This window comes from Mesorhizobium qingshengii (assembly GCF_900103325.1).
In the GTDB taxonomy this organism is placed as follows: domain Bacteria; phylum Pseudomonadota; class Alphaproteobacteria; order Rhizobiales; family Rhizobiaceae; genus Mesorhizobium; species Mesorhizobium qingshengii.
The window spans coordinates 80,979-107,695 of sequence record NZ_FMXM01000006.1; the positions used below are offsets into that span (position 1 = coordinate 80,979).

Below are 26,717 nucleotides of genomic sequence, written 5' to 3' on the forward strand. Positions count from 1 at the left end.
TGCGATTTAAGAACACACAATTATTGTCCACCCCGAAACGGATGTAGACTAGCGGCCACATCGATGTTTGAGAAGCAGTCTTATCCACCTAGAATTGCACCGATGGGCCAGTTACGCATGTTCGGGTTCGGCTTTACGCCTTTTCGAGCACGACCGGAATGACGTCGACAGCCTGCTCGCCGACTTGTCCGCCGGTGGTTTTGAGAACGCCGACGATCGGCGCCACGTCCGAATAGTCGCGCCCATAACCGACGGTAATATGGTCGTTGCTCGCCCTCATGCCGTTGGTCGGGTCGAACTCCTGCCAGCCGGCATCGCGCCCGCACCAGACCTTGACCCAGGCATGCATGGCATCGGCGCCTTCCAGCCGGGGCTTGCCCTTCGGCGGGATGGTGCGCAGGAAGCCGCTGACATAGCCGGCTGGAATGCCGAGCCCGCGCAGGCCGGCGATCATGATGTGCGAAAAGTCCTGGCAGACGCCGCGTTTCAGCCGGAAGGCATCGCTGGCCCGGGTTCGCACCGTCGTCGCCTCGCCATCATAGGTGAAATCGCGATGGATGCGATTGCAGAGCTTCATTGCCGTGCCGGCAGCCGAGCCGGCAACGTTGTCTTGCGCGTAGCCGGTGATGGCACCATCGATGCCGGAATGAGCGCTGCCGGCCAGAAAATGGTGAGGCGAGGACGGCGCCAGCGACCGCACAGCGGCGAGCTCCTGCCTGAGCCGGCCGATATCGGGCGATACGTCGAGCCCGGGCTCGGGCCGCGACACCGATACGCGCGCGCTCATCCTGATGTCGAGCGCGTCATGCGCGCCGCGAAAGGCGATCGAGGTGACGTTGTTGCCGAAGAAGTCGGAAAAGTCGGAACGTTCATTGGGTGCCGGCGCAAACGACAAGGATGCGGCGATGACGCGCTGTACGCCGGAAATCGTCGACGGCAACACGCGAATCTGATGGCGGCCGCCGCCCGCCGCCGCCGCATAGTCATAGTGGAGATGAAGCCTGATGTCGTAGAGCATGCGCTACCCGAAGTAGGCCTTGGCGAGGCTGTTGTAGAGGCCGCCGATTTCATAGGCGAGATCGTCCAGCGCTTTTGCCGTCATGTCCGAAGGCTCCTTGATGGCGATCTGCGTGTTGAGCTGCAGGATCTCCTTGGCCGCCGGCGACATGTGTCCCTCGCCTCCAACCGACGGCAAAAGGCCGATCTCGGCCTTCAGCCTTTCGAGTTGGAACAGGATGGAGCGCGGGTTGAGCGGGTCGAGCGCCAGAAGATCGATCACCGTGCGCCGGCCGGTCTGCACCGGATACTGCCGGCGGTGGGTCATCACGCTGTCGCCGATCTCCAGCATCATGTCGAGCGCGCCATCCGGCGCCTTGGCGCTGGTCAGCCGGGACAGCGTGCGGGCGATCTGGATGCCGCGCTCCAGCCGCCGGCCGATCTCGAGGAAACGCCAGCCGGCGAAGCGGTACATGTTCTCGTGCAGCAGGCCGGAGAAACCGGCGAGCTTGCGCAGGATCACCGTCATCGCCCTTGTCGCATCGTCACCCGGCGCCACCGTCGTCGCGAACTGATGGATGGTCTTCGACAGGTCCTTGAGCGCCAGCCAGCCATCGGGCGAGAAGCGGTCGCGTATCTGCCCGGCGCTGTAGACGGCGCTATCGAGCGTGCCGATCAGCCCTGGTGGGATCGCCGTCTCGACATCGATGCCGAACGGCTCGAGATAATCCCTGATGTCGGCGAGCAGCGGCATGTCGGGATCGGACGTTTCGGCCAGCCGCACATGGTAGGCGCGCAGGATGCGCACCGTGTCTTCGGAGCGCTCGATGTAGCGGCCGAGCCAGGTCAGGTTTTCCGCCGCCCGGCTGGGCAGACTGCCCGGCCTGGTGCGGGTGAAGCTGTCGCTCTCTTGCGGCAGCAGCGTCTCGCGCTCCACCGGCCTGTCGCTGACCACCCAGACATCCGCCGCCTGGCCGCCGCGCTGCATGGCGATCGCCGTCGGATCGAGCGACAGGCCGACGCGGGCAAAGCCGCCCGGCATCACCGTCCAGCCCTCAGGGGTTCGTGCCAGATAGACGCGCAGGCTCGCCGGCCGCGGCTCCAGCCAGCCGCCAACAAAAACAGGTGTCGTTGAAAGCGTCACCGCTTCCTGGCCGACGAAGTCACCGCCGCCGCGTTCGATGCGCGCCACCAACTCCGCCCGCTCGCCGGCGGACAGCGCCGAGCCGAGCTTCGTCGAATCGTCATCCTCGAAGGCAAGCCGGGTCGACAGCGCCGGGCCAATCACCATGCGGTCGATATTGGCCAGCACATGCGCGCGCTCCGTCTCCTGGCCACACCACCACGTGGCGACGCTTGGCAAGAGAAGCTCCTCGCCCCGCAAGGCGCGTGAAATCTTGGGTAGGAAGGCGAGCAGCGCCCGCGTTTCCATCAGACCCGAGCCCAGCGCGTTGACGGTGGCAACCGCGCCCTGGCGGATCGCCTCGACCAGCCCCGGCGTGCCGATCTGCGAATCCGGGCGCAGTTCGAGCGGATCGGCGAAGGCAGCGTCGAGCCGCCGCCACAACACGCTGATCGGCATCAGGCCGGAAACCGTGCGCACCATCAGCCTGCCGCCGGAAACAGTCAGGTCCTCGCCTTCGAGCAGCATGATGCCGAGATAGCGGGCGATATAGGCGTGTTCGTAGTAGGTCTCGTTGAGCGGCCCCGGCGTCAGGATGGCGACCCGGCCGCCGGTCTCCTCGGCCATGCCGATCAGCGCGTCGCGAAAGCGGCGGAAGAAGCCGGCAAGACGATGCACATGCATCTCGCCATAGATGTCGGACAGCGCGCGCGTGGTGGCGACGCGGTTCTCGAGCGCGAAGCCGGCGCCGGACGGCGCCTGGGTGCGGTCGCCAAGCACCCACCACTGGCCGTCGGGCCCGCGGCCGAGCTCGAAGGCGCAGAAATGCAGGAAATGGCCGCTGGCCGGCACGGTGCCGACCACGGGACGCAGATATTCCGGACTGGCGGCGATCAGCCCAGCCGGCAGGATGCCATTTTCGACAAGCCGGTTCGGCCCGTAAATATCGGCGATGGTTTCCTCGAACAGCTCGGCGCGCTGCACGAGGCCGGCACTGATGTCAGCCCATTCCTTGTCCTCGATCAGCAGCGGCACATGCGCCAACGGCCATTCGCGCTCATTGGCGCCGGCCTTGTCGTAGACACGGTAGTAGACACCGGCGTCGCGCAGATACTGGTCGGCGCGGGCGAAGCGCTGGCCGAGCGTTTCAGGCCCCAGTTCGTCGAGCGCCTCGATGAAATCCTTCCAGACCGGACGAGGGGTGCCTGAAGCATCGACCATTTCGTCGACGACGCCGTCGATCGGCTGGTAGTGTTCCAGCAGGCTGTGGATCTGCGGCTTGCCGCGTATCCTCTTGTGATTCCCCTTTGCCATCGCTGATCAGAGTCTTGCCGGCCGCCGAAGGTCAAGGGTCATCGGGAAATCTTCCGCCGGTTGTTCCTCGCGCAGCACATAGCCGGACGGCGTGTGGCCGCGCGCTTCGAAGCGGGCGAGCCGCCGTGCCTCCGCCTCGTTGCCGTTGACCGGGAAGGTGTCGTAGTTACGCCCGCCGGGGTGCGCGACATGGTAGACGCAGCCACCGACAGCACGGCCCGACCAGCGGTCATAGATGTCGAAGACCAGCGGTGTGTTGACCGGCAGCGCCGGATGCAGCCCCGAGGCCGGCTGCCAGGCCTTGAAGCGCACGCCGGCCACCGCCACCTCGCGGTTGTCGGTGACCTTCATCGGCAAGATGCGGCCGTTGCAGACGATGGCATGGCGCTCCGGGTTGAGGCCTTCGGTCTTGACCTGCAGCCGCTCGACCGAGGAATCGACGAAGCGCACGGTGCCGCCGATGGCGCCTTGCTCGCCCATGACATGCCACGGCTCCAGCGCTTGCCGCAACTCCAGCTTGATGCCGGCATGCTGGACCTCGCCGCAATACGGGAAGCGGAACTCGAGCTGGGCGTCGAACCATTCGGGACGGAACTCGAAGCCGTTGAGCTTGAGATCGTCGAGCACGTCGAGAAAATCGGCCCAGACATAATGCGGCAGCATGAAACGATCGTGCAGCGACGTGCCCCAGCGCACGAAGCGGCCTTCGAGCGGGTTCTTCCACGCGCGGGCAATGATGGCACGGACCAGAAGCTGCTGCGCCAGCGACATGCGCGCATTGGGCGGCATCTCGAAGCCACGAAATTCGACCAGGCCGAGCCGGCCGGTCGGACCATCCGGCGAGAACAATTTGTCGATGCAGATTTCCGAGCGGTGCGTATTGCCGGTGACGTCGGTCAACAGGTTGCGAAACAGCCGGTCGACCAGCCACGGCAGGGGTGCCGCGCCCTTGTCCGGATGCGGCACCTGCGCCATGGCGATCTCGAGCTCGTAGAGCGAATCGTGACGGGCTTCGTCGAAGCGCGGTGCCTGGCTGGTCGGGCCGATGAACAGGCCCGAGAACAGGTAGGACAGCGACGGATGCCGCTGCCATTGCAGCACCAGGCTCTTCAACAAATCGGGCCGGCGCAGGAACGGGCTGTCATTGGGCGTCGCACCGCCGACCACGACATGGTTGCCGCCGCCGGTGCCGGTGTGGCGGCCGTCGATCATGAACTTGTCGGCGCCAAGCCGCGTCAACCGCGCCTCCTCGTAGATCGCCGTCGTCGTCGCCACGCAATCCTGCCAGTTGGCGGCGGGATGGATGTTGACCTCGATGACGCCAGGATCGGGCGCCACGCGGATGACGTTGAGGCGTGGGTCATGCGGCGGGCCATAACCCTCGATATGCACGGGCAGGCCGATCGCCTTCGCCGCGTTCTCGGCGGTCGCGACCAGCTCCAGATAGTCCTCCAGCGCCTCGACCGGTGGCATGAACACGCAAAGTCGCCCATCGCGCGGTTCAACCGAAAGCGCGGTGCGCACCGCGCCGCCGATCTCGGTGATCTCCTGCTCGACCCGGTCCTGCTGGCCGGTCGCCGGCGTGAACGACGCCGCCTGCTGGCGGTGCGCCATTTCATCGGCGCCTTCCAGCTCTGCCGGAGCAGCGGTGGGCAAGATAGCCTCGCGTGCCGGCAGCGGCCCGCGCGGCAGCGAGGGATCGACCGGCACGATATAGGGGAACTGTGCCGGCGGCACATAGGGCAGCGTGCCGAGCGGCAAGCGGTAGCCGACCGGTGAATCGCCCGGCACCAGGAACAGCCGGCCGCGCCGCGTCTTCCACTTTTCCGAGCGCCAGCGCGGCCCCGACGCCTGGCTGTTCCAGCGCTGCACCGGCAGCACATAGCCCGACGGCTTGGTCAGCCCGCGCTCGAACACGCGCGCCATGCGGCTGCGTTCCTCCGGGTCTTCCAGCTTGGAGTTGGACGGGTCGACATTGTCAGGCAGCTTGCCTTCCTTGAGCAGCCACTCGGCCGGGTCCTCATAGGCTTCGCTGACCATGGCTTTTTCGATGCCGAGCTCGCCGGCGATCGCCGTCAGTAGGCTCTCGGCCTGCTTCGGCCCGATATCGGCCTCGCTCTTTTCGCGCGCGATCAGCGACGGATCGCTCCATACCGGCTCGCCGTCGGCGCGCCAGTAAAGCGAGAAGGTCCAGCGCGGCAGGCTCTCGCCGGGATACCATTTGCCCTGGCCGTAGTGGAGGAAGCCGCCGGGCGCGAAGCGCTCGCGCAGTTTGCGGATCAGCGCGTCGGCCTTCTCGCGTTTGGTCGGCCCGACGGCGGCGGTGTTCCATTCGGCAGACTCGAAATCATCGATAGACACGAAGGTCGGCTCGCCGCCCATCGTCAGCCTCACGTCCCCGGCCGCCAGCGCGGCATCGACCTTGTTGCCGAGCGCATCGAGCGCCTGCCAGCTTTCGTCCGAGAATGGCTTGGTGATGCGCGGATGCTCGGCGATGCGGTCGACCCGCATGTCGAAGCCGAACTCGACATTGGCAAAGCTCGCCATGCCGGAAATCGGCGCGGCATTGCGGAAATGCGGGGTCGCGGCAAGCGGCACATGGCTTTCGCCGGTGAGCAGGCCCGAGGTCGGGTCGAAACCGATCCAGCCGGCGCCGGGCAGGTAGACCTCGCACCAGGCATGAAGATCGGTGAAATCGACCGATGTGCCGGCCGGCCCATCCAGCGCAACGAGATCAGGCTTGAGCTGGATCAGGTAGCCGGAGACGAAACGCGCGGCGATGCCGAGATTGCGCAGGATCTGCACCAAGAGCCAGCTCGTATCCCGGCACGAGCCCTTGCCGGCGGCCAGCGTTTCCTCCGGCGAGAACACGCCGGTTTCCATGCGCACGATATAGGCGATCTCGCGCTGCAGCCGGGCATTGAGGTCGACGAGGAAATTGACGGTGTTTTTCGCGCTGGTGTCGATGGTTCCCAGGAAGGCCGAAAGCAGCGGCCCTGCCGGCTCAGGCGTCCGGTAGATGGCGAGATCATCCCTGATCTCTTCCGGATATTCGAACGGGAACGTCTCGGCCGACGGCTCGACGAAGAAATCGAACGGATTGTAGACCGTCATGTCGGCAACGAGATCGACCTCGATCTTCAGCTCCGTTACCGGCTCGGGAAAGACGAAGCGGGCGAGGAAGTTGCCGTAGGGATCCTGCTGCAGGTTGACGAAGTGGTTGGCCGGCTCGACCTTGAGCGAATGGCTCAACACCTTGGTGCGGGAGTGCGGCGCCGGCTGCAGCCTGATGACCTGAGGGCCGAGAACCACCGGCCGGTCATATTTGTAGTGGGTCAGATGGTAGACGGCTGCCAGAATTGCCATGGGGCCCCGGAGATCGGCGTTTCGATCGCCGAACCCTGACACATCTGCCGGCCATTCTCCAAGCAGAGATGTTGCGGTGCACCTAATTTAAGCGGCCGAAGCCGGCTTAAGGTGTGTTGAGATTCAGGTCAGGCCGAGTCGAAAATGGTTGATACCGAGAACCGGAGCGGAGCGTACTTTTCGTATGTGAGCACCGGAAGCGCAGGAAACCGCCATTTGCAGGCCGGCATCACCTGAATATCGACACAGCTTAGAAGAACGCCTGGATGCCAGTCTGCGCCCTGCCGAGGATCAGCGCATGCACGTCATGCGTGCCCTCATAGGTGTTGACCGTCTCCAGGTTCTGCGCGTGGCGCATGACGTGGTAGCCGATCTGGATGCCGTTGCCGCCATGCATGTCGCGGGCCTGGCGGGCGATGTCGAGCGCCTTGCCGCAATTGTTGCGCTTGACGATCGAGATCATTTCCGGCGCCATCTTGCCTTCGTCCATCAGCCGCCCGACCCGCAACGACGCCTGCAGCGCCAGGGCAATCTCGGTCTGCATGTCGGCGAGCTTCTTCTGGTAAAGCTGCGTGCCGGCCAGCGGCTTGCCGAACTGCTTGCGGTCGAGGCCATACTGGCGGGCGCGATGCCAGCAATCTTCCGCCGCGCCCATGGCGCCCCAGGAAATGCCGTAGCGCGCCCGGTTGAGGCAGCCGAACGGGCCGCCAAGGCCCTTGGCGTTGGGCAGCAGAGCGTCCTCGCCGACCTCGACGCCTTCCATCACCACTTCGCCGGTGATCGACGCCCGCAGCGACAGCTTGCCGCCGATCTTCGGCGCCGACAGTCCCTTCATGCCCTTTTCCAGCACGAATCCGCGGATTTCGTCCTTGCCGTTCTCGCCCTTCAACTTCGCCCAGACGACGAACACGTTGGCGATCGGCGCGTTGGAAATCCACATCTTCGAGCCGCTGAGCTTGTAGCCATTCGCTGTCTTCTCGGCGCGCGTCTTCATTCCGCCTGGGTCCGAGCCGGCATCCGGCTCAGTCAGGCCGAAGCAGCCGATCCACTCGCCGCTGGCGAGCTTGGGCAGGTACTTCTTGCGCTGCTCTTCGGAGCCATAGGCGTGGATCGGATACATCACCAGCGACGACTGCACGCTCATCATCGAACGGTAGCCAGAATCGACGCGCTCGACCTCGCGCGCCACCAGCCCGTAAGTCACATAGTTGGCGCCGAGACCGCCATACTCTTCCGGGATGGTGATGCCGAGCAAGCCGGCCTCGCCCATCTCGCGAAAGATGCCGGCATCGGTCTTTTCATTGAGATAGGCGTCCTCGATCCTGGGCGCGAGCTTGTCGGCGGCAAAGGCCGCCGCACCGTCGCGCACCATGCGCTCGTCTTCCGAAAGCTGGTCTTCGATCAGGAACGGGTCTTCCCAGACGAATGCATTCTTGTCGGCGGCCATGGCGTTCTCCCAGACTCGTGCATGCCGACCAAAGTGCTCAGTGGCTTTGGGAACAACGACATGCGTGAAGCAAAATCTTGGTCCGGCTTATCGGCCCGCGGCCGGAAAAAATCAAACGAAATTGCTTCACCGATCAATGAGCGTTAGTAATGAATGATGAGTGTCCAACGTCGCCTTTTGCCCAACATCAGCGCCCTTGCAGCCTTCGAGGCGGTGGCCCGTCTTGGCAGTTTCACCGCTGCCGCCCAGGAACTGGATCTGACCCAAGGCGCGGTCAGCCGGCAGATAAAATTACTGGAGGATCAATTCGGCCGCCGGCTGTTCGAGCGCGACAGCCGCAATGTCAGGCTGTCGGCATCGGGTGAAATCTATGCCGAGGCGGTGCGTTCGGCGCTTGGCCAACTACGCGACGCAGCGCTTGGATTGATGAGCAATCGGCATAGTGGCATCCTGAACCTGGCCATCCTGCCGACCTTCGGCACACGCTGGCTGATGCCGATGATCCCCGATTTCGTCGAAAACAACCCTGATATCACCATCAATTTCGTCACCCGCATCGGCCGTTTCGACTTCGCGCGCGAGCGGCTCGACGCCGCCATTCATCACGGCCAGCCCGACTGGCCGGACGCCGACTCCACGCTGCTGATGCGCGAGACAGTGATACCGGTGGTTTCGCCCGAATTCCGGGCCAGCCGCGACATCGCCACGCCGGTCGATATCAGCCGCCTGCCGCTGCTGCACATGGCGACGCGTCCTGGCGCCTGGAGCGAATGGTTCGAAGAGCAGGGCCTTAACGCGCCGACCGGACCCGGCATGCAGTTCGAGCAATTCGGCACCGTCGCCCAAGCCTGCATGGCCGGACTTGGGGTAGCACTCTTACCCCAGGTGCTGATTGCGGGCGAGCTGCAGCGCGGTCAGCTTGTGCCGGCGCCCGGAAAGCCGATGCAGAGCCGCAGCGCCTATTATCTCGTCGTCCCGCACGACAAGCGCGGCCATCCGCCGGTCGCCAGTTTTCGCGACTGGCTGGTGAGCCAGGTTGAGAAGGAGCCAACCGTTCTGGCGTGGTAGCTACTTCCGCTTCAGCGCATCGGCCAGCGCCGCACCGAACGCACCTTGCTGGGCCGGGCGTTCCGGCTGGCGCTGTGGCGCCGGCGAACGTGGCGCTGGCCTGCCGCCGCCATTGTCGCGCGGCCCGCCTTTCGGTGCGCCACCCTCGCCACCATCCTTGCGCATAGAGAGCGCGATACGCTTGCGCTTGATGTCGACGTCGACGACGCGCACCTTGACCACGTCGCCAGCCTTGACCACCTCATGCGCGTCCTTGATGAAACGGTCGGCCAGTTGCGAGACGTGCACCAGTCCGTCCTGGTGCACGCCAATATCGACGAAGGCGCCGAAGGCGGCGACATTGGTGACGGTGCCTTCCAGCAGCATGCCGGGCTTCAAATCCTTGATGTCGTCGATGCCGTCGGCGAATGTCGCGGTCTTGAAGCCGGGTCGCGGATCGCGGCCAGGCTTTTCCAGCTCCGCCAGGATGTCGCGCACAGTCGGCAGGCCGAAACGCTCGTCGACGAAGACGCGCGGGTCGAGCGCCTTCAGCGCTGCACTATCGCCCATCAATGAGCGGACATCGCGCCCGCAGGCGGCAACGATCTTCTTGGCCACGCCATAGGCCTCCGGATGCACCGACGAGGCGTCGAGCGGCTCCGCACCATTGGCAATGCGCAGGAAGCCGGCGGATTGTTCGAACGCGCGCGGTCCAAGGCGCGGCACCTTGAGCAGGTCCTTCCGGCTGGCGAAGGGACCGGTCGCATCGCGATGCGCGACGATGGCTTCCGCAAGTGATGTGCCGAGGCCCGAAACCCGCGCCAACAGCGGCGCCGAGGCGGTGTTGAGATCGACGCCGACGGCGTTGACCGCGTCCTCGACCACCGCTTCCAGCGAACGGCCAAGCCGGTACTGGTCGACATCATGCTGGTACTGGCCGACGCCGATCGACTTGGGCTCGATCTTGACCAGCTCGGCCAGCGGATCCTGCAGCCGCCGCGCGATCGACACCGCGCCACGCAGCGACACGTCGAGGCCGGGGAATTCCGCCGCCGCCGTTGCCGATGCCGAATAGACCGAGGCGCCGGCTTCGCTGACGATCACCTTGAGCGGCTTCGGCCCTGAATCCGACGGCATGTCGGACAGCATGTCCGCCACCAGCTTTTCCGTCTCGCGGCTGCCGGTGCCGTTGCCGATCGAAATCAACTCGACCTTGTGCAGGTGAATGAGCTTGGCGAGTTCCGCCTGCGTGCCGCGCACATCGTTCTTCGGCGGAAACGGATAGACCGTCGTCGTTGTCAGCACCTTGCCGGTACCGTCCACCACAGCGACCTTGACGCCTGTGCGGATGCCGGGATCCAGGCCCATCGTGGCACGCGAACCAGCGGGCGCGGCGAGCAGCAGATCCTTGAGGTTGCGGGCAAAGACGTGGATCGCTTCTTCCTCGGCCCGCTCGCGCAGGTCGCGCATCAGGTCGAGCGTCAGGTGCAGCGACAGTTTGATGCGCCAGGTCCAACCGGCGACCTCCATCAACCAGCGATCGCCCGGCAGGCTGCCACCGATGGCGTAGGCATTGGCGATCATCCGCTCGACCGGCTTCACCGGCGAGGTGTCATCGGCATCGACCTCGATGTCGAGCGACAGCACTTCCTCGTTGCGACCGCGCAGCATCGCCAGCGCCCGGTGGCTCGGCACATTTGCCCAGCGCTCGACATGATCGAAATAGTCGGAAAACTTCGCGCCGGCCTCCTGCTTGCCGTCGACCACCCTGGCGCGCATGAAGGCGCGTTCCTTCATGTAGGTCCGCAATTTACCGACTAGGTCAGCATTCTCGGCGAATTGCTCCGACAGGATATCACGCGCACCCTCGAGCGCCGCCTTGGCATCGGCGACCTCTTCGGTGACATAGGCGAGCGCCAGCTCGGCAGGCACCAACGCGCGGTTCGCGAGGATGGCCTCCGCCAGTGGTCCCAGCCCACGCTCCCTGGCGATCTCGGCCTTGGTGCGCCGCTTCGGCTTGTAGGGCAGATAGATGTCTTCCAGTTCCGCCTTGGTGGTGGCGGCGGTGATCTTGCCTTCAAGCTCCTCGGTCAGCTTGCCCTGCTCGCGGATGGAACCGAGGATGGTGTCGCGGCGCGCGTCGAGTTCGCGCAGATAGACAAGACGCTCGGAAAGCAGCCGCAGCTGCGTATCGTCCAGCCCGCCGGTCACCTCCTTGCGGTAACGCGCCACGAACGGCACCGTCGCGCCCTCGTCGAGCAGGTCGATCGCCGCGGCCGCCTGTTCGGGCCGGGCTGCGATCTCGGCCGCGATGACGGCTGCGATGCGCTTGATGTCGGATGCCATGTCGTTCCTGCTCTCGTCGAAAAGAGCGGCGACCATAGGCGCAGACTTTCAGTCCGCCAACCGCCGCGTTTCCATCAGCCCGGCGGTCCACAGGAAAGCGCGGGCTGATTTGGCGGCTTGGGGAGGATCAGATCATGCGGCCCAGCGCCTCGAAGAACGCGACGATCTCGACATCGAGCGGATCGTCGACTGGCTCCGGCTGCGACGACATCTTGGCGATCACCACTTCGGCCTTCGGATCGACATAGAGCCATTGGCCATGGATACCGATGCCGCAATAGGCGCCGTTCTCGGCACCGATCTGGTACCATTTGTTGCGATATCGGCCCTTGGGAAACAGCAGCGCCATCGTGCCGCGCTGCCAGGCTTCCGAATTGCCGCCGGTGCTGGTCGTGTCGCGCACCCAGGCCTCCGGCACGATGCGCTGGCCATTGGCCATGCCGCCTTGCCGCATCATTTCGCCGACACGGGCCAGATCGCGCGGCGTCACCGAAATGCCGCCGGCGGTGCGCGCCGTGCCTTCCATGTCGACGCCGATCGAGGCTTCGCTGATGGCGCCGAGCGGCAGCCACAGCTTCTCGCGCATCAGGTCGCTGAAGCGCTGGCCGGACGCCCGCTCGAGCAGGATGCCGAGCAGGTCGGAATTGGGCGAGCGGTAGCGGAAGGTTTGGCCATGCGGCTCGGCCAGCCGCTGCAGCGTCAGGATGAATTCGCGCAGGCTTTCCGTGCCACCGCCTGGGTTCCACAGCGTAGCGCGACGATAGCGGGCAAAGGCGCTTTCCGGGTCCAGATAGGCTTCCTCGAAATCGAGGCTGACGCTCATGTCGAGCACATGCCGCACGCTCGCATCGCCATAGGCGGAGCCGGCGGCTTCAGGGATGTAGACCGTCACCGGGGCTTCCGGGTCGAACACCCCCTCGCTCTCCAGTATGCCGGCGACAATGGCGGTCAGCGATTTGCTGATCGAAAAGATGATGTGGCGTGCGCCGAAATCCATGTGCGGCGCGAACCAGTCGCCGACGATCTTGCCGCCCTTCATCACCGTCAGCGCATCGGTGCTCGATCGTACGAGGAACTCGGCCACCGTCTCGGGAGCGCCTGCCACCGTGACCTTGTCGCCAAGCAGGCCACCCATGTCCCGCACCGGTGCCTCGACAACGCCCGGCGCTGCCGCCACGCGCGCGGTCGGCACCAGCTCCCCCAGATTCTGGAACGACCAGCGGTTGAACGGGTTTTCGCGCCAGTTGGCGAGCAGCACCTCGTTGCGGCGGAAGCCATAGCGGATTTCGAACGCGGTCTTGCCGGTCATGGCATTTCTTTCCATGTCGTTTCTTTTGGGATTCAGCTCAGAGCGGCGGCGATGGCGTGCACGGCCTTCAGCGTCGCCACGGAATAGGCGATATTGCTGAAATCCGGATAGGTCGAAAGCTTCACCACGACCATTCCGGTGTTCCAGTCGATATGGATCATCTGTCCGAACACGCCCCGGCACATCAGCGCGCGCGAGCGCGGATCCTCGATCCAGAACTGGTTGCGATAGCTGCCTTCCGGCAGGCTGGGGCTGAAGTCCGGCCCGTGCTTGCCATTGCGCGTCGCCTCGATCCAGTCGGCCGGCACGATGCCGCCGCCATTGTCGAGGATCAGCTGGCCAAAGCGGCCATAGTCGCGCAGCGTCGCGTTGAAGCCGCCATCGGCCACCGCATAGCCGGCGCTGTCGACGGTGAAGCAGGCGCTTTCATCGGTGCCGAGCTTCTGCCAGAGTTCTTCCGAAACCAGCTGCGGCAGACGCTTGTCTGTCACCCGTTCCATGATGAAGGCGAGCACATCGGTCTCGATCGAGCGGTACTCGAACGCGGCCCCATGCGGGCGGATCGTTTCCTTCAAGCCCAGGATCAGCTCGAACATGTGTGAGGGCCAGCGGAAGGCCGGATCGCTGCCCGGCGGCACCGGCTTCCACCCGGTGGCGACATCGACCTGACCGATGTCGGAATAGCGGTCGGTATACTCCTCGGAGAAACGCACCCCGCTCGTCATGTCGAGCACGTGCTGGACGCTGGCGCCGGCCCAGCCTGTTTCCGCCAGTTCCGGCAGATATGTCGTCACCGGCTTGGCCGGATCGATCAGGCCGCGGCCGACCAATATGCCGAACACCGAGCCGGTGACGGACTTCGCCATCGACTGCGACAGGTGCAGCGTGCGCTCGCCCATGCCGTTGAAATAACGCTCATAGGCGACCTTGCCGTCCTTGAGCACCAGGAAGCCGTCGGTGTAGGTCTCGTCGAGCAGCCCGGCGAGCGTTGTTGGCGCGCCCTCGGTGTCCTCGACCGCCAGCCGGTCGAGATCGACCTCGGCGCGTTCCAAACGGTGGCGATGGCCATTGCCACGCCAGACTTCGGCGGTCGGCAGGATTTCGCGGATATGCTGGAACGCCCAGCGGTTCCAGGGCGGCCGGTCCCAATCGAGCTTCGGCGGCACCATGACGGGCGGCGAGCCCTGCATGATCGGCGGCCGCGGATCGGAATTGCGGTAAGATCTCATGGAACCCTCCCCGTAAGCGCAAAGAAGGGAGGCCGAAGCCTCCCTTCCGCTGGACTTTAGACCGAACCTATTTGCGCAAATTGGTCCAGATCTTGTTGTAAATTTCCACCACATCCGGCGGACAGGGCGGAACGAACTCCGCCGCCGGGGCACCGGCCGGGGGGTTGATTTCAGGCGACGCGGCGAAATCAGCCGGCAGGAACTTGTGGCTGCCGGCAATACCATTGTCGTAGCCTGCGAATTCCGAGATCAGCGCAGCGTTTTCGGGAGCCATGATGAAATCCTGGAACAGCTTGGCATTGTCGAGGTTCTTGGCGCCCTTCAGCACCGCCACATTGTCCATCCAGCCTTCGATGCCTTCCTTCGGATAAGCATATTTGATTGCCGGGATTTTCTGGCGCGCTCGATAGGTCGCGCCGTTCCACGCTTGCGTTACGATGACGTCTCCGGAGGTGATCTTGGTGATCGTGTCGTAACTGAAGGTCTTCCATGACGGCTTGGCGGCCGTCAGGATGTCGTTGACTTTCTTCAGGTCGGCCTTGTTGGCGCCACAGCGCGGCACGCCGGCATAGCGCTCCGCCGCATGCATGACGGTGTTGACATCGTCGAGCATGTTGATCTGGCCCTTCAACTCGTCCGGCGGGTTGAACAGGATCGCCAGCGTGTCGATGTTGCCCTTGTACTTGTCGGTGTTGACTTCGAACGTCGTAGTGCCGAACTGCCATGGCGCGGTGTAGTGGCGGCCGCTGTCCCAATAGATGTCGAGGAAACGCGGGTCGATGTTCTTGCCGTTCGGCATCGCGGCGGGCTCGGTCTTTTCGAGCAGACCCTCGTCGATCATGATCTTCACGGTGTAGTCCGATGGCACCACGATGTCATAGCCGGAATTGCCGGCGCGCACTTTCGACAGCATGGTTTCGTTGGAGTCGTAGTCGTCCAGCGTGACCTTGACGTTGTACTGCTTTTCGAATTTTTCGATCAGCTTGGGATTGGTATAGTCACCCCAATTGTAGATGTGCAGCTCGCCATCGGCGAGCGCAGGCACTGCCCATAAAAGCGCTGCCGTCGAAACGGCGGCCATCAGTTTCCTAGACATTTTTTTCTCCTTTGCCTTCCCATTAATTCACTTGGCGCGTCGGCGCGCGATGAGGAACGATACCGAGACGAAGAGGATCGAAACCAGAAGAAGGATGGTGGAGATGGCATTGATCTCCGGCGTCATCGGCCGCCTGATCTGGTTCCAGATATAGAGAGGCAGCGTCGTCTGCCCGGGCCCCGCGACGAGCTGCGTGATGGTGAAATCGTCGAAAGACACGATGAAGGCGAGTGCGGCGCCAGACAGAATGCCGGGGACAAGCAACGGCAATGTTATGCGCCGGAAGGCATGCCAGGGTGTGGCATAAAGATCGGCCGCGGCGGATTCGAGCGTCAGATCCATGTCCTCCAGGCGCGCCCGGATCGGCATATAGGCGAAAGGAATGCAAAACACGGTGTGGGCAAGGATCAGATTGCCAATGCCGAAATTCAGCCCGAAGGCGCCGGCGATCAAGGCAAAGAAGGACAAGGTCGCCACCGCCGTGATGATCTCGGGGACCATCAGCGGCAGGTTGATGACCATGAAGGCGGCCGGAAGGCCGCGCCATGGTTTCACCCGGGTCATGCCGATCGCCGCCAGCGTCGCGCATATGGTTGAAACCACGGTCGCGGTCGTCGAGATAATCAGTGTGTTCTTGGCGGCGTTGTGGAATTCCTCATTGAGCAATGCGCTGCCATACCAGGTCAGGCCGACACCCTCCCAATGGGTGACGAGCGAACCGGTGTTGAACGAAAAGAGCATCAGGATCAGGATCGGCACATAGAGCACGCCAACGCATATGATGGCGATGGTGCGGAAGCCCGGCTGGTCCTTGATATCGACGTTGCGGGGATCAGCCATGCTGGACTTTCCCCGACGTGTTGCGAACGTAGAAATAGAGCGCGACCAGCACAGCAGCCATCAGGATCAGCGCTTGCGCACAGCCGAGCGGCCAGTTGCGCCCGGAACCGAACTGCTGGGCGATGAGATCGCCGATCATCAGGTGGATGCCGCCGCCAAGGATAAGCGGCGTCACATAGGCGCCGAGGGCGGGAATAAAGACCAGCAGACAGCCCGCGATGATGCCCGGCAGCGACAGCGGAATGATCACCCGCCAAAGAGCTTGCCGGCGTGTCGCATAGAGGTCGTTGGCGGCCTCGACCAGCCGGAAATCAAGCTTCTCCAGGCTGGCATAGAGCGGCAGGATCATGAATGGCAGGAATGAATACAGCAGGCCGAGTTGGATGGCGAAATTGGTGTAGAGCATTGTGATCGGCTTCTCGATCACGCCAAGCCCCATCAAAAGATTGTTGATGAGGCCTTCGTCGCGAATGATGAACATGATGGCCAGCGTACGCACCAGAAGGTTCGACCAGAACGGAATGGTGATCAGCAGCACCCACCAGTTGCGCTGTGCCGGTGTCCGCGTCGCCATGAAATAGGCGGTTGGAAAACCAAGCAGCAGGCAGATGACCGTCGTCACCACTGCGAACAGAAACGAGCGCAGATAGATGATCAGGAAATCCGGCGTAAACTGCAGCGTGTCGTCGAAAATGTCCTGCTGGAACAGGAAGTTAAGATAGGCGTCCGTCGAAAACTTCCACTGGACGCCACCATAGGGCGCGGCCTCGAGAAACGAATAGACTAGGATAATCAGCAGCGGCAACACGCCGAAAATACCGATGATGACCAGCGCCGGCGTAGCCAGCAGGCGATTGCGGCGGCTCGCGGCCCGCTCCGCTTTGGCTTCGAACAACGCGGCCCGGGAAACAACGTTTGCCATCAGTCCCTCAAAATCCGGGCGCCGTCGTCCTCGAACACGATACCGACCTTGGCGCCGGGTTCGAATGTCACCGCACCGGACCGGCTGTTCTGCTGGCGCACGATGAAGTTGTCACCGCTATCAAGCTTCACGTGATAGTGGGTATCGGTGCCGAAATAGACGACGTTCGCCAAAGTTCCGGCGACCGTGCCTTTGGACGCGTCGGCGATCAGATCCGCATGCTCCGGCCGAACCACGACCGTCACCGCATCGGAGGGATCGAAGTCTTCCGGGAACCCTGCCGCCACGATCGCGTCGGAAGCGAGCTTGACGGTGGCGACACCGGATTTCTTCGACACCACGGTCCCCTTGAGGAAATTGGTCTCGCCGATGAAGTCGGCGACGAACCGCTCGGCCGGGCGGTCGTAGATGTCGCGTGGCGAGCCTACCTGGAGGATCTTGCCGGCCGACATGACCGCGATGCGGTCCGACATGGTCAGGGCTTCTTCCTGGTCGTGGGTAACGAAGATGAAGGTGATGCCGGTTTCGTGCTGCAGCCGCTTCAACTCGATCTGCATTTCCTTGCGCAGCTTGTAGTCGAGTGCGGAGAGCGGCTCGTCGAGCAGCAGGACCTTCGGCTGTGGTGCGAGCGCCCGGGCCAACGCCACTCGCTGCTGCTGGCCGCCGGAGATCTGGCTGGTGCGGCGGTTGCTCAGCGCCTCCATCTTGACCAGTTTCAGCATCTGGGCGACGCGCGCCTGGATCTCGTCCTTCGGCTTGCCCAGCATTTCCAGGCCGAAGCCGATGTTATCGGCCACCGTCATGTGCGGGAACAGCGCATAGGACTGGAAGACGGTGTTGACCGGACGCTTGAACGGCGGCAGCGGTGCGATGTCCTCACCGTAGAGCAGGATTTCGCCGGCGCTCGGAAAATCGAAGCCGGCTATCAGCCTCAGGAGCGTTGTCTTTCCGCAACCGGAGGGCCCGAGCAGCGTGAAGAACTCGTTCTCGCGGATAGATACCGAGACCGTGTCGAGGGCGGCAACCTGCCCCTCACCTGATCCGAAAATTTTGCTGACGTTTACTACTTCAATCGCATTCCGACCCGGTTTGTCCGGCACGATTACGCCTCACTGTTGACCCCGCTCTTGCTGGCGGAGCTCTTCCCCTGTTGGATGTGACCACAAGGCCGGTATGTTGGCAAGCCCGGCATTGACTCACAGTTCAGTTAGCAGTCTTGGAGGGCAAGCCCCATGCCACATTCAGGCTTGGTAGGTGATTTTGCCGCCACAGATGGTCGTCACCGGCCGCACGGTATGCAACGCTTCCGGAGCAGTCCTCTCGATATCGGCCGACAAAACGACGAGATCAGCCAGATAACCCGGCTTCAGTACGCCTTTGCGGTGTTCCATGAACTCGCTGTAGGCGCCCTCGACCGTATAACCGGCAAGCGCTTCATGCAGCGAGAAACTCTGGTCCGGCAGGCCCTCTGCCCAAGGTTTGCGCATCACCGCCGCTTGGATGCCCAGGATCGGATCAACCGGCGAGACCGGCCAGTCGGAAGCGAACACGACGCGGGCCCCAGCATCCTTGAGCGTGCGCCAGGCATAGCTCAGCGGCCACCTGTCGCGGCCGATGCGCGAAATCGTCGGCTCCAGCGGAAAGTTCATGGCGCCGGGTGGATGCGGCGGTTGCATCGAAGCGATGACGCCAAGCTCCGCGAACCGCGGCACATCCGTCGGGGTGGTGACCTCGATATGCTCGACGCGGTGACGGCTGTCACGCTTGCCATTGGCCTTTTGCGCCGCCTGATAACCGTCGAGCACTGCGCGGACTGCGCCGTCACCGATCGAATGAACGGCGATCTGCAGGCCTCTGCGGTCGGCCTCCACCGCCACCTCGGCGAAATGCTCGGGCGTGAACAATGGCTCGCCGCGCCAGCCGGGACGGTCGGCATAGTCGTCGACCATCACGGCGGTCCAGGAATCGAGCACGCCGTCATAAAACACCTTGACCATGCCCGAGGACAGCCATTCGGAGTTGTAGGTCGTGGCCATACTCGACGCTTTTTCAAGTATGTCCAACTTCATGAAGTTCTTGAAATGGAACGGGATTTTTGTACGGCATATGAGCCGCCCTTCCGCCTCCAGGCCGGCAAGCAGTTCAAGCTGGTAGAGGTTGCCATCCATGTTCTGGATCGATGTGATGCCATGCCTGGCGCACCATTCGAGGCCGCGATGCATCAGATCCCGGTCGGCGGCAAGCTCCTCGGCGGACGGATAGGGTTCCGGCTCGCCACCCGTAAGACCGAGCCGTGTGCGGTTCTGCCCGAAGTGCTCCAGGATCGGGCCGAAAGCCTCGCCCTCGCGCAATTCGCCCGCCGCGAGGCCATCGGCACCCATCACGATCTCGTTGCCCGGTCCCAATTCCCTGCCGTGCAGGAGGCCCGCCTGCTCCAGCGCCTTGGTGTTCGCCCACATCGTATGGTGGTCGGAGGCCGACATGGCGAACGGGCGATCGGGGATGATTTGGTCGAGATGGTGGCGCGTGACCGGCTCGGGCAGGATCGCATAGTCGACGCCGGCGCCCAGCAGCAGCTTGACGTTCGGCCGCTCCGCCGCGAAGGCACGGATCGCATCGCGCAAGGCATCGAAGCCATGCACCCCTGCCAGATGCAGATTGTCGAGTTCCGCGGCACCGCCGAAAAGATGCATGTGGGCTTCGATGAAGCCCGGGATCACCGAACCGCCCTCGGCGTCGATGACCTTGGTGCCCGGCCCCTTGAGCGCTTCGATGGAGGCGCTGCTGCCGATGGCGACGATGGCGCCGTCCTTGACGGCAACGGCCTCGGCTACGGGATTGCCATCGTCCATGGTCAGCACACGACCATTGATGACGATCAGATCCGCATTACGACCCGCACCCGTGACAGACATCGCGACTCCGCGCTTTTGACGACTGACTGAGACCGGCAATCCTGCGCTCGACGACCTGCCACTCCACCGGAGCGGCGCCATGGAACAAAAAACGATGCCAGTCCGCTGCCTTCGAAATTCCCCTTGTTATCCCTAGGGACAGCGTGGATAAAGAATGCGACTGATTATTCGCGTTTGTCAACATGCGGAATTTAGAATGTATTGTGGGCAGCCCCCTCCACCTGTGTTGAGACCGGGCGGGGAACGAGGACATCAAGCAGTGAAGCGCAGTCTCGACCGCAAAACCAGGATAGCGCTCGAACCACGCAAGCAGCCGCGGCAACAACGATCGAGCAAGGTGGTCGACAGGATTCTCGACGCGGCGCTGATCTTGACGCGGGAGCAAGGAACCAGGACGCCGACGACGCTCGCCATTGCGCAGCGCGCAGGCTTGTCGGTCGGTTCGGTCTACCAATACTTTCCCAACAAGGAAGCCATTCTTCTGGACCTCGCCCGGCGCTGGCTGTCATCCTTTCCCGAGGTGATCGCGAAGCGCATCAAGGTCGCCCCGCCCACCAACCGCGAAGAGTTCCGGCGGGAAGTGCGCAAGCTCTTCATCGACACGTCCAGGCTCTATCTCGAGAACGCCACCCTGATGCCGGTGATCGAGGCTATTTCAGGCAACGCCGACCTTAGGCCGATCCAGAACGAATATGACGACCAGATCATCGCCCTCTACGCCGCATGGCTGCGGCATGTGAACCCGGCTCTTGAAGACAAGATCGCCAGCCGGCTCGGCGTGGTGATGATGGAGGTCGGACACGTCTGCCGGCTTGTGGGGCTGAAAAAAGATCGCAAGACGTTCGACCTCATCGAGGACGACGTGGAAACCATGTGGCTCGCCCTGGTGAGCCCCTATCTCAATCTTGACTAATTTCGCACTTCGAGAGGAATTTTATGAAGACTGTCTATTCGCCGCTTCATGCCGGCCATGCCGGGCAGATGGAACTGGTCACGTCAGCCATCGTGCCGGGGTTCGAAAAACCCTCGCGGGCCGAATTCATCAAGGCGCGGGTCGAAAGCGAGAAACTCGGTCCGATCATCCTGCCGCTCGAGCATGATCTCGCCGCCGCCAGGCGTGTCCACAGGGCCGACTACATCGACTTCCTGCCGACGGTCTGGCCGCAATGGACGGAAGCCGGCTTCAAGGGCTCGGCGATGCCCTTCACCTGGCCGACGCGCGGCCTGCGCGGCGACGTGCCGCCAAAGCGCATCGATGCCCTGCTCGGCTATTATTCCTTCGATGGCGGCGCCACGTTCGTCCAAGGCACCTGGACCGCGATCAAGTCGTCCTATGACGTGGCGCTCACCGCCGCTGGCCTGGTCAAGGGTGGCGAAACCTCCGCCTTCGCGCTCTGCCGTCCACCCGGCCATCACGCCGGTGCGGGCTTCATGGGTGGCTATTGCTACATCAACAACGCCGCCGTCGCCGCGCAATGGTTCCGCGACCAGGGCGCAACCCGTGTCTCCATCCTCGATGTCGACTACCACCATGGCAACGGCACGCAGGAAATCTTCTATGACCGCGCCGACGTGCAGGTCATCAACCTGCATGGCGACCCGATGACAGAGTATCCGTTCTTCCTCGGCCATGCCGACGAACGCGGCGCCGGTGCGGGCGAAGGCTTCAACATCAATTATCCGATGCCGTTCGGCACCGATTGGGACGCCTGGAACGCCTCGCTGGAGGACGCCTGCGTCAAGCTTGCTGCCTATGCGCCGGACATCGTCGTCGTTTCGCTGGGTGTCGACACCTTCGAAAAGGATCCGATCAGCCAGTTCAAGCTGAAGACATTGGACTATCCCAAGATCGGCCGCCGCATCGCCAAACTTGGCCTGCCGACGCTGTTCGTCATGGAAGGCGGCTATGCCGTCGAGGAGATCGGCATCAACGCAGTCGGCGTGCTGACCGGTTTCGAGGACAAGTAGGAAGCAACGGGGGCGCAAGCGCCCCCTCGTTTCCAACTAGGCGGCAGCACCAGTGCTCGGTGTGGCCATCGGCGCGGGTGGCATGCGTGAGCGGCCGAGATAGTAGACCGCCGCCGCAGCAACCACGCCGGCTGCCAGGATACCCGCCGCCAGGAACGGCCGATACCAGAACCAGGCAATCGCAATCGTCGTCGTGCCAACCAGGATCGACAGGAAGAAGGCGATGATGCCGGTTCCCATCCGCGCCATGCTGCCAAGGAACGGGATGACGTCGAGGATCACGCCGATCGGGCTGAGGAATAGGGCAAAGCCGATGGTCAGCAGCAGCAGGCCGGCGGCGCGCAGCAGCCACGTGATCAGCGTGTTTGCACTGACCGCCTCGGCGAACATCTTGTCGGCCGGCACGGCGCCGGTGTCGACCATCAGCAACGTATCGCCGGCCTCCGTCTGGTAAGGCTCGAACCGGCTGCCGGCCTGGCGCGCGACGATGCTGACCACGCCGAGCGGCGCCAGTTCATAGCCGATGCGATAGTCGCCCAGCGCCGGCCTTGTCGTGTCGGCCCCGAGATAGATCTTGCCGTCGACGACGCTGAGCGGCTTGGTGCCGGTATAGGCGGCCTTTATCGCGGCCGACTTGTCAGGCGACAACGAATACTCCTTGTCGCCCTCGATGCGATCGAGCACCGGCGTGTCGAGATCAAAGGCGACGAGCTTGCCCTGTGGAATCTGGAAGGTGCGGCCGTGGATCGCCATCGGCGGATTCTCGTGGCCGTCCGGCCTCTTGAAATCCGACGAATTGATCTGGCTGTCGTCCCACACCTTCGAATAGCTGTAGGTCGTCACCGTCTCTTCGCCGCCGCCCAGCTTCGTGGTGGTCTCCGATTTGGATTCCTCCTTCCACTGATACATCTCGACGCTGCGCGACAGGCGCAGGCCTTGTGCCGCGATGCCGAAATCCGGATCGGACAGGCCGCTGTCCGCCGTCACCGGCCCGCTGACATGCACCAGCTTGCCATCATTGGCGGCGTCGACGCTGTCGGCGCTGGCCGAGACCACGGCGCCAGCGCCTTCGGCCAGCGAGCGCGCCGTCTGCACCGCGCGGCCCTCGTTCCAGAACAGCCCGATCACCATCAGCACGGTCAGCAGCAGGCCGAAGATGACCCCACCGACCGCGCGCTTGATCCGCCCGATCCACGAGACGGATGTAACTTCCCGAAATGAATCGCTCATCGTTTCCCCCGAAACCAAAAGATTGCCCCTGCTCTGCGCGCCACCGTCGCGCCACGATCGCGCCGGTCCTGTCGCCCGCGGGCACGGCGGCAAGAGGCGCCCACCTCTTCAATCGCTTCCGAGCCTACCGGAATCGATCGGCCGCCGATATGGCTGTCTTGCAGCCAGCGCCGGCTTTTCGTGTCCCGGTCTTCTATCGAAGGCCCGGAAAATGGGGCTCTGAGTCGCATGCGAGTCGACGCGATTCAATTTTGTCAAATCGCATTTGATGTCGGATTCATCTGCGGATAGATTAGACCCGAATCAGCCGGTCCTCGGGGGGCGCGGCGACCACCCAAAGTCTCACGTTCCGGAGTTTTCCGGCGCCAGACGCGGACGTCTTCGCGTTCCCTGAATGGATTCGGATCTGGTTGGCGCAACTCTGCGCCACGTGTGTGTCTTCGTCAAAGTGATGCGTATTCGGGTTCGGCGGCTGGCTTCCAGCATCCGGACAGCAGAAACGATTCCGGCCAAAAGCAACAAGAATGAGCAGTCCCGCCGCGCAACTTCAATCCGACACATTGGGCTCGCGCCTGGCGTCGCGCGGTGATCTGACCAGCTTTTTCATGCAACTGACCGCCGAGATCGGCGCCGACAGCTACATGCTGGTCGCCATCGTCCACGACCAGGACCGCAACGACGCGCGCATCGTCTCGTCCAACTGGATTTTCGACGCCATCGAACTGATCGGCAAACGGCTGATCGCCGGCCTTGCACAAGGGGCGCTCACCGTCGCGCCAGGCATCCGTCCGAAGCCGCTGGTGGCGGCCCAGGCACCAGACGCCGGCGGGCTGGTCACCGGCGAGGAGGCCCGCCTTCTCGACGTCCTTGGCCATGCCGAAATCTATTCGCTGCGCCTCAATGTCGGCCGTCAACGCCTGTTCGCCTTGTTCTCGGCGGCGACCGCCGGCAGCATCGACCCGCCGGCGCTGATGAAGGCCCAGTTGAAGTGCTGCTACGCGCTCTCGAACATCCCGCAACTGATCGCCGCCGCCGCCATGCAGGATCCGCTGTCGGATCGCGAGCGCGAATGCCTGTTCTGGGTCTCCGAGGGCAAGACCACCGACGAGGTCGCCGTCATCCTTGGCGTCTCTTCCAACACCGTCAACAGTTACATCACCCACGCCATCCAGAAATTCGCGGCCAGCAACCGCGCGATGGCCATCGCCACGGCGATCAGGAGCGGCATCATTTGAAACACGCCGACATCAAGGAGGCTGCCGAAGCCCTTTTCAACGAGCAGCGCAACCCGTTCGGCGCCTTTTCGCTCGGTTCCGAAACCCACCACGCCGTCACCATTCCCGATGCCGTGCGCCGCTGCCGCTGGATCGCCGTCGACATCAACGCGGCGGCCTTCGGCCTGTTCTTCGTCAGCCCGTCACCGGAGCGGGCACGGCTCGTCCCTTGCCTCGATTCCGACTATCCCGGCGTTGGGGTGGCGACGAAATTCATTTCAGGCGCCAATGGCGAGGAGATCGTGCGCCACACCCGCATCTCGACGGAGCCGCGCTGGTGGACCGACGACGGCGTGGCCGCCGCGGCGGAAACGTTCCGCAATCTTGCCTGGACCGAGCAGATGGCGCCGCTGGCGCCAGGCACCAGCGGCATCGCATTCCCCGTCCACGCCGACCGCGGGCAATGCGGACTTGTCGTTTTCCTCGGTTCGGAGATCATCTTGGCGCAGGACGCGCTCTACGAAATCCATGCCCGCTGCTTTTCATTGTTCGCCGCTGTCGCCCGCATCCGTCCAAGCGACGCAAGTCGGACGCGCTCGATCTCCAAGCGCGAGCTCGAATGCCTGAAGCTGACCGCCAACGGCAACACCAGCGAGGAGATCGCGCGCCTCCTGAAGCTGTCGGTGCACACCGCCAACCAGTACCTGACCCAGTCGACCCAGAAGCTCAACGCCGTCAACCGCAACCAGGCCGTGGCCAAGGCGCTGCGGCTGGGCTTGATCGAATAGGGCAGTTCGAGGACGATCGGCGGTCGCCGGGAATCGATCGCTTCTCAGCGAAAAGCCAGGGGTTCGACCTTGCGAATACGCGCCTGTTCGATCACCGCCTCCAGCAGGGCCGTGTTGTGCTCGGGGTTCTCGCCCGGCTTCTCGAACGAAACATAGTTGACGGCCACGGAGGTGCCGCGCTCGCTCAGCGTCAGCTGGAAATAGACCGTGACACCGGGCGGCCTCAGCTCCAGATCGAGCACGATGCGCGGACTGCCGCTCCAGTCGACATGCGCCTCGCCGCCATGACCGAGCCTCAGCGTGCCCGGCATGAAAAACAGCTCCGCCGCTGAATCGACCAGATCCGACAGGCAAGCGAAATGCTCGAGCCGGATGAAGGCGATGTAGTCGGCGACATCGATCAGCCTGAGTTCACCCACCACCTGTTCGATGGCGTCGGCGACGATGATCTCGCGGGAATTTGCGTGCGGTTGGCGATTCATGAAGTCTGTCTGCGCTCAGCCTTTTTGGAGTAGACGATCCGCACCAGTTCGGCGACGGCCTGGTAGAATTGCGACGGGATCACATTATCGACCGAAACTTGCTTGTACATGGAGCGGGCGAGCGCCACGTCCTCGAAGATCGGGATGTTGTGTTCGCGGGCGATCTCGCGAATCTTGAGCGCCACCAGATCCTGCCCCTTGGCCAGCACCAGCGGTGCCGCGTCCTCGTCGCGCACATATTTCAGCGCGATCGAGAAGTGCGTCGGGTTGGCGATGATCAGCGTCGCGCGCGGCACCGCCGTCATCATCCGCTTGCGCGCGCGGTCGCGCGCCAGCGAACGCAGCCGCGACTTGACGATCGGGTCGCCCTCCGACTGCTTGAACTCGTCCTTGACCTCCTGCTTGCTCATGCGCAGGTCCTGCTTCCAGTGGAAGCGCGACCAGACGATATCGACCGCCGCGATCAGCCCCATGACGAAGACGATCGCCACCAGGATGTCGACGGCGATGCCGCGGATGACAAGGCCGAAGGCGACGGGATTGGTGATCATCCCGGCGAGCAGCTTGCGATGGTCTTCCGACAGCGTGAAGGCGAGCACGGCAATGGCGAAGCCGACCTTGCCAAGCGCCTTCAGGAACTCGACCCAGCCCTGAATGCCGAACAGCCTGCTCCAGCCCTTGGCGATCGAAATACGCGAGAGTTGCGGCCGCACCCGCTCGCCGACGAATTGCGGCATGTTCTGGAACACCGAAGCGCCGAGACCTGCAACGGTCAGCAGCACCAGCAGGCTGACGACAGCGCGGCCCACTTCGAGGAGGACGATCTTGTAGAGCGCGATGACGTCGGTCTCGGTGTCCATCGGCCAGGCTTCCGGCTTCTCCAGGAACATCGACAGGAACATGCCGAGATCGATAATGGCGTCCTTGGCGTAGAAGACGGTGAACACCAGGATCGCGACAAAGGATGCCAGGAGCGCCGTTTCCCGCGAATGGGGCAGCTTGCCCTGTTCGATGGTGTCGCGGATCTTCTTTTCCGTCGCCTCTTCGGTTTTCGAATCCTTGTCGACCGCGTCAGCCATGCCGCG

The 26,717-nt window shown here is 63.5% G+C and carries 20 protein-coding genes; 5 read left to right on the forward strand and 15 right to left on the reverse strand.

All coding sequences use genetic code 11. The features are described 5' to 3' along the window. Positions 1-133 precede the first annotated feature (133 nt). The 4 genes from BLS48_RS11545 to BLS48_RS11560 form a co-directional block, all read right to left on the reverse strand. Positions 134-1,018: a transglutaminase family protein gene (locus tag BLS48_RS11545; RefSeq protein ID WP_091577731.1), complete on the reverse strand. Its 885-nt coding sequence runs from the start codon at positions 1,016-1,018 to the stop codon at positions 134-136. A 3-nt stretch (positions 1,019-1,021) separates the two neighbouring features. Then, the gene (locus tag BLS48_RS11550; protein ID WP_091577733.1) at positions 1,022-3,433 is read right to left on the reverse strand and encodes a circularly permuted type 2 ATP-grasp protein; all 2,412 of its coding nucleotides are present in this window, start codon (positions 3,431-3,433) and stop codon (positions 1,022-1,024) included. 6 nt (positions 3,434-3,439) lie between these two features. Next, positions 3,440-6,799, reverse strand: a complete 3,360-nt coding sequence (locus BLS48_RS11555) for a transglutaminase family protein (RefSeq protein WP_091577734.1) — start codon at positions 6,797-6,799, stop codon at positions 3,440-3,442. Between the two features lie 250 nt (positions 6,800-7,049). Next, positions 7,050-8,246: an acyl-CoA dehydrogenase gene (locus tag BLS48_RS11560; protein ID WP_091577736.1), complete on the reverse strand. Its 1,197-nt coding sequence runs from the start codon at positions 8,244-8,246 to the stop codon at positions 7,050-7,052. Positions 8,247-8,402: 156 nt separating this feature from the next. Between BLS48_RS11560 and BLS48_RS11565 the strand changes: the two genes are divergently transcribed. Further along, positions 8,403-9,314, forward strand: coding sequence for a LysR family transcriptional regulator (locus tag BLS48_RS11565; RefSeq protein ID WP_091578046.1), 912 nt, complete (start codon positions 8,403-8,405; stop codon positions 9,312-9,314). On the opposite strand, the gene BLS48_RS11570 is transcribed toward BLS48_RS11565, so the two are convergent. From BLS48_RS11570 to BLS48_RS11605, 8 genes are all read right to left on the reverse strand, one after another. Then, entirely contained in the window at positions 9,315-11,639 is a 2,325-nt protein-coding gene (locus tag BLS48_RS11570) for a Tex family protein (RefSeq protein ID WP_091578048.1), read from the reverse strand. A 127-nt stretch (positions 11,640-11,766) separates the two neighbouring features. Then, entirely contained in the window at positions 11,767-12,948 is a 1,182-nt protein-coding gene (locus BLS48_RS11575) for a serine hydrolase domain-containing protein (RefSeq protein ID WP_091578050.1), read from the reverse strand. A gap of 32 nt (positions 12,949-12,980) precedes the next feature. Continuing rightward, positions 12,981-14,177: a serine hydrolase domain-containing protein gene (locus BLS48_RS11580; RefSeq protein WP_091577738.1), complete on the reverse strand. Its 1,197-nt coding sequence runs from the start codon at positions 14,175-14,177 to the stop codon at positions 12,981-12,983. A 67-nt stretch (positions 14,178-14,244) separates the two neighbouring features. Then, positions 14,245-15,273: an extracellular solute-binding protein gene (locus BLS48_RS11585; protein ID WP_167365050.1), complete on the reverse strand. Its 1,029-nt coding sequence runs from the start codon at positions 15,271-15,273 to the stop codon at positions 14,245-14,247. A 27-nt stretch (positions 15,274-15,300) separates the two neighbouring features. Further along, a complete protein-coding gene (locus BLS48_RS11590) occupies positions 15,301-16,113 on the reverse strand; it encodes an ABC transporter permease (RefSeq protein WP_091577741.1) in 813 nt (270 codons plus the stop codon). Beyond that, positions 16,106-17,035, reverse strand: a complete 930-nt coding sequence (locus BLS48_RS11595) for an ABC transporter permease (RefSeq protein ID WP_091577742.1) — start codon at positions 17,033-17,035, stop codon at positions 16,106-16,108. The genes BLS48_RS11590 and BLS48_RS11595 overlap by 8 nt, the downstream gene beginning before the upstream one ends. After that, positions 17,035-18,135, reverse strand: coding sequence for an ABC transporter ATP-binding protein (locus tag BLS48_RS11600; protein ID WP_091577744.1), 1,101 nt, complete (start codon positions 18,133-18,135; stop codon positions 17,035-17,037). The genes BLS48_RS11595 and BLS48_RS11600 overlap by 1 nt, the downstream gene beginning before the upstream one ends. Before the next feature lie 141 nt (positions 18,136-18,276). Beyond that, positions 18,277-19,950 carry an amidohydrolase gene (locus BLS48_RS11605; protein WP_091577746.1) on the reverse strand — a complete coding sequence of 558 codons (1,674 nt, stop codon included), beginning with the start codon at positions 19,948-19,950 and terminating at the stop codon, positions 18,277-18,279. A gap of 154 nt (positions 19,951-20,104) precedes the next feature. Here BLS48_RS11605 and BLS48_RS11610 point away from each other — a divergent pair, with 154 nt between their 5' ends. Together BLS48_RS11610 and BLS48_RS11615 are read left to right on the forward strand one after the other, a co-directional pair. Beyond that, complete coding sequence (locus tag BLS48_RS11610) at positions 20,105-20,863, forward strand: TetR/AcrR family transcriptional regulator (RefSeq protein WP_244529564.1); 759 nt, start codon at positions 20,105-20,107, stop codon at positions 20,861-20,863. Between the two features lie 23 nt (positions 20,864-20,886). Beyond that, on the forward strand, positions 20,887-21,918 hold the full coding sequence (locus BLS48_RS11615) for a histone deacetylase family protein (RefSeq protein WP_091577749.1): 1,032 nt from the start codon (positions 20,887-20,889) through the stop codon (positions 21,916-21,918). A gap of 36 nt (positions 21,919-21,954) precedes the next feature. Here BLS48_RS11615 and BLS48_RS11620 read toward each other — a convergent pair whose 3' ends face one another. Next, on the reverse strand, positions 21,955-23,148 hold the full coding sequence (locus tag BLS48_RS11620; RefSeq protein ID WP_091577751.1) for a TMEM43 family protein: 1,194 nt from the start codon (positions 23,146-23,148) through the stop codon (positions 21,955-21,957). Between the two features lie 524 nt (positions 23,149-23,672). Here BLS48_RS11620 and BLS48_RS11625 point away from each other — a divergent pair. After that, positions 23,673-24,383 carry a helix-turn-helix transcriptional regulator gene (locus BLS48_RS11625; protein WP_091577752.1) on the forward strand — a complete coding sequence of 237 codons (711 nt, stop codon included), beginning with the start codon at positions 23,673-23,675 and terminating at the stop codon, positions 24,381-24,383. Continuing rightward, complete coding sequence (locus tag BLS48_RS11630) at positions 24,380-25,150, forward strand: helix-turn-helix transcriptional regulator (RefSeq protein WP_091577754.1); 771 nt, start codon at positions 24,380-24,382, stop codon at positions 25,148-25,150. Before BLS48_RS11625 ends, BLS48_RS11630 begins: the two co-directional genes overlap by 4 nt. A 44-nt stretch (positions 25,151-25,194) precedes the next feature. Here BLS48_RS11630 and BLS48_RS11635 read toward each other — a convergent pair whose 3' ends face one another. Together BLS48_RS11635 and flhB are read right to left on the reverse strand one after the other, a co-directional pair. Continuing rightward, the gene (locus BLS48_RS11635) at positions 25,195-25,632 is read right to left on the reverse strand and encodes a hypothetical protein (RefSeq protein WP_091577755.1); all 438 of its coding nucleotides are present in this window, start codon (positions 25,630-25,632) and stop codon (positions 25,195-25,197) included. Further along, complete coding sequence (gene flhB / locus BLS48_RS11640; RefSeq protein ID WP_091577757.1) at positions 25,629-26,711, reverse strand: flagellar biosynthesis protein FlhB; 1,083 nt, start codon at positions 26,709-26,711, stop codon at positions 25,629-25,631. Before flhB ends, BLS48_RS11635 begins: the two co-directional genes overlap by 4 nt. Between the last annotated feature and the right edge of the window lie 6 nt (positions 26,712-26,717).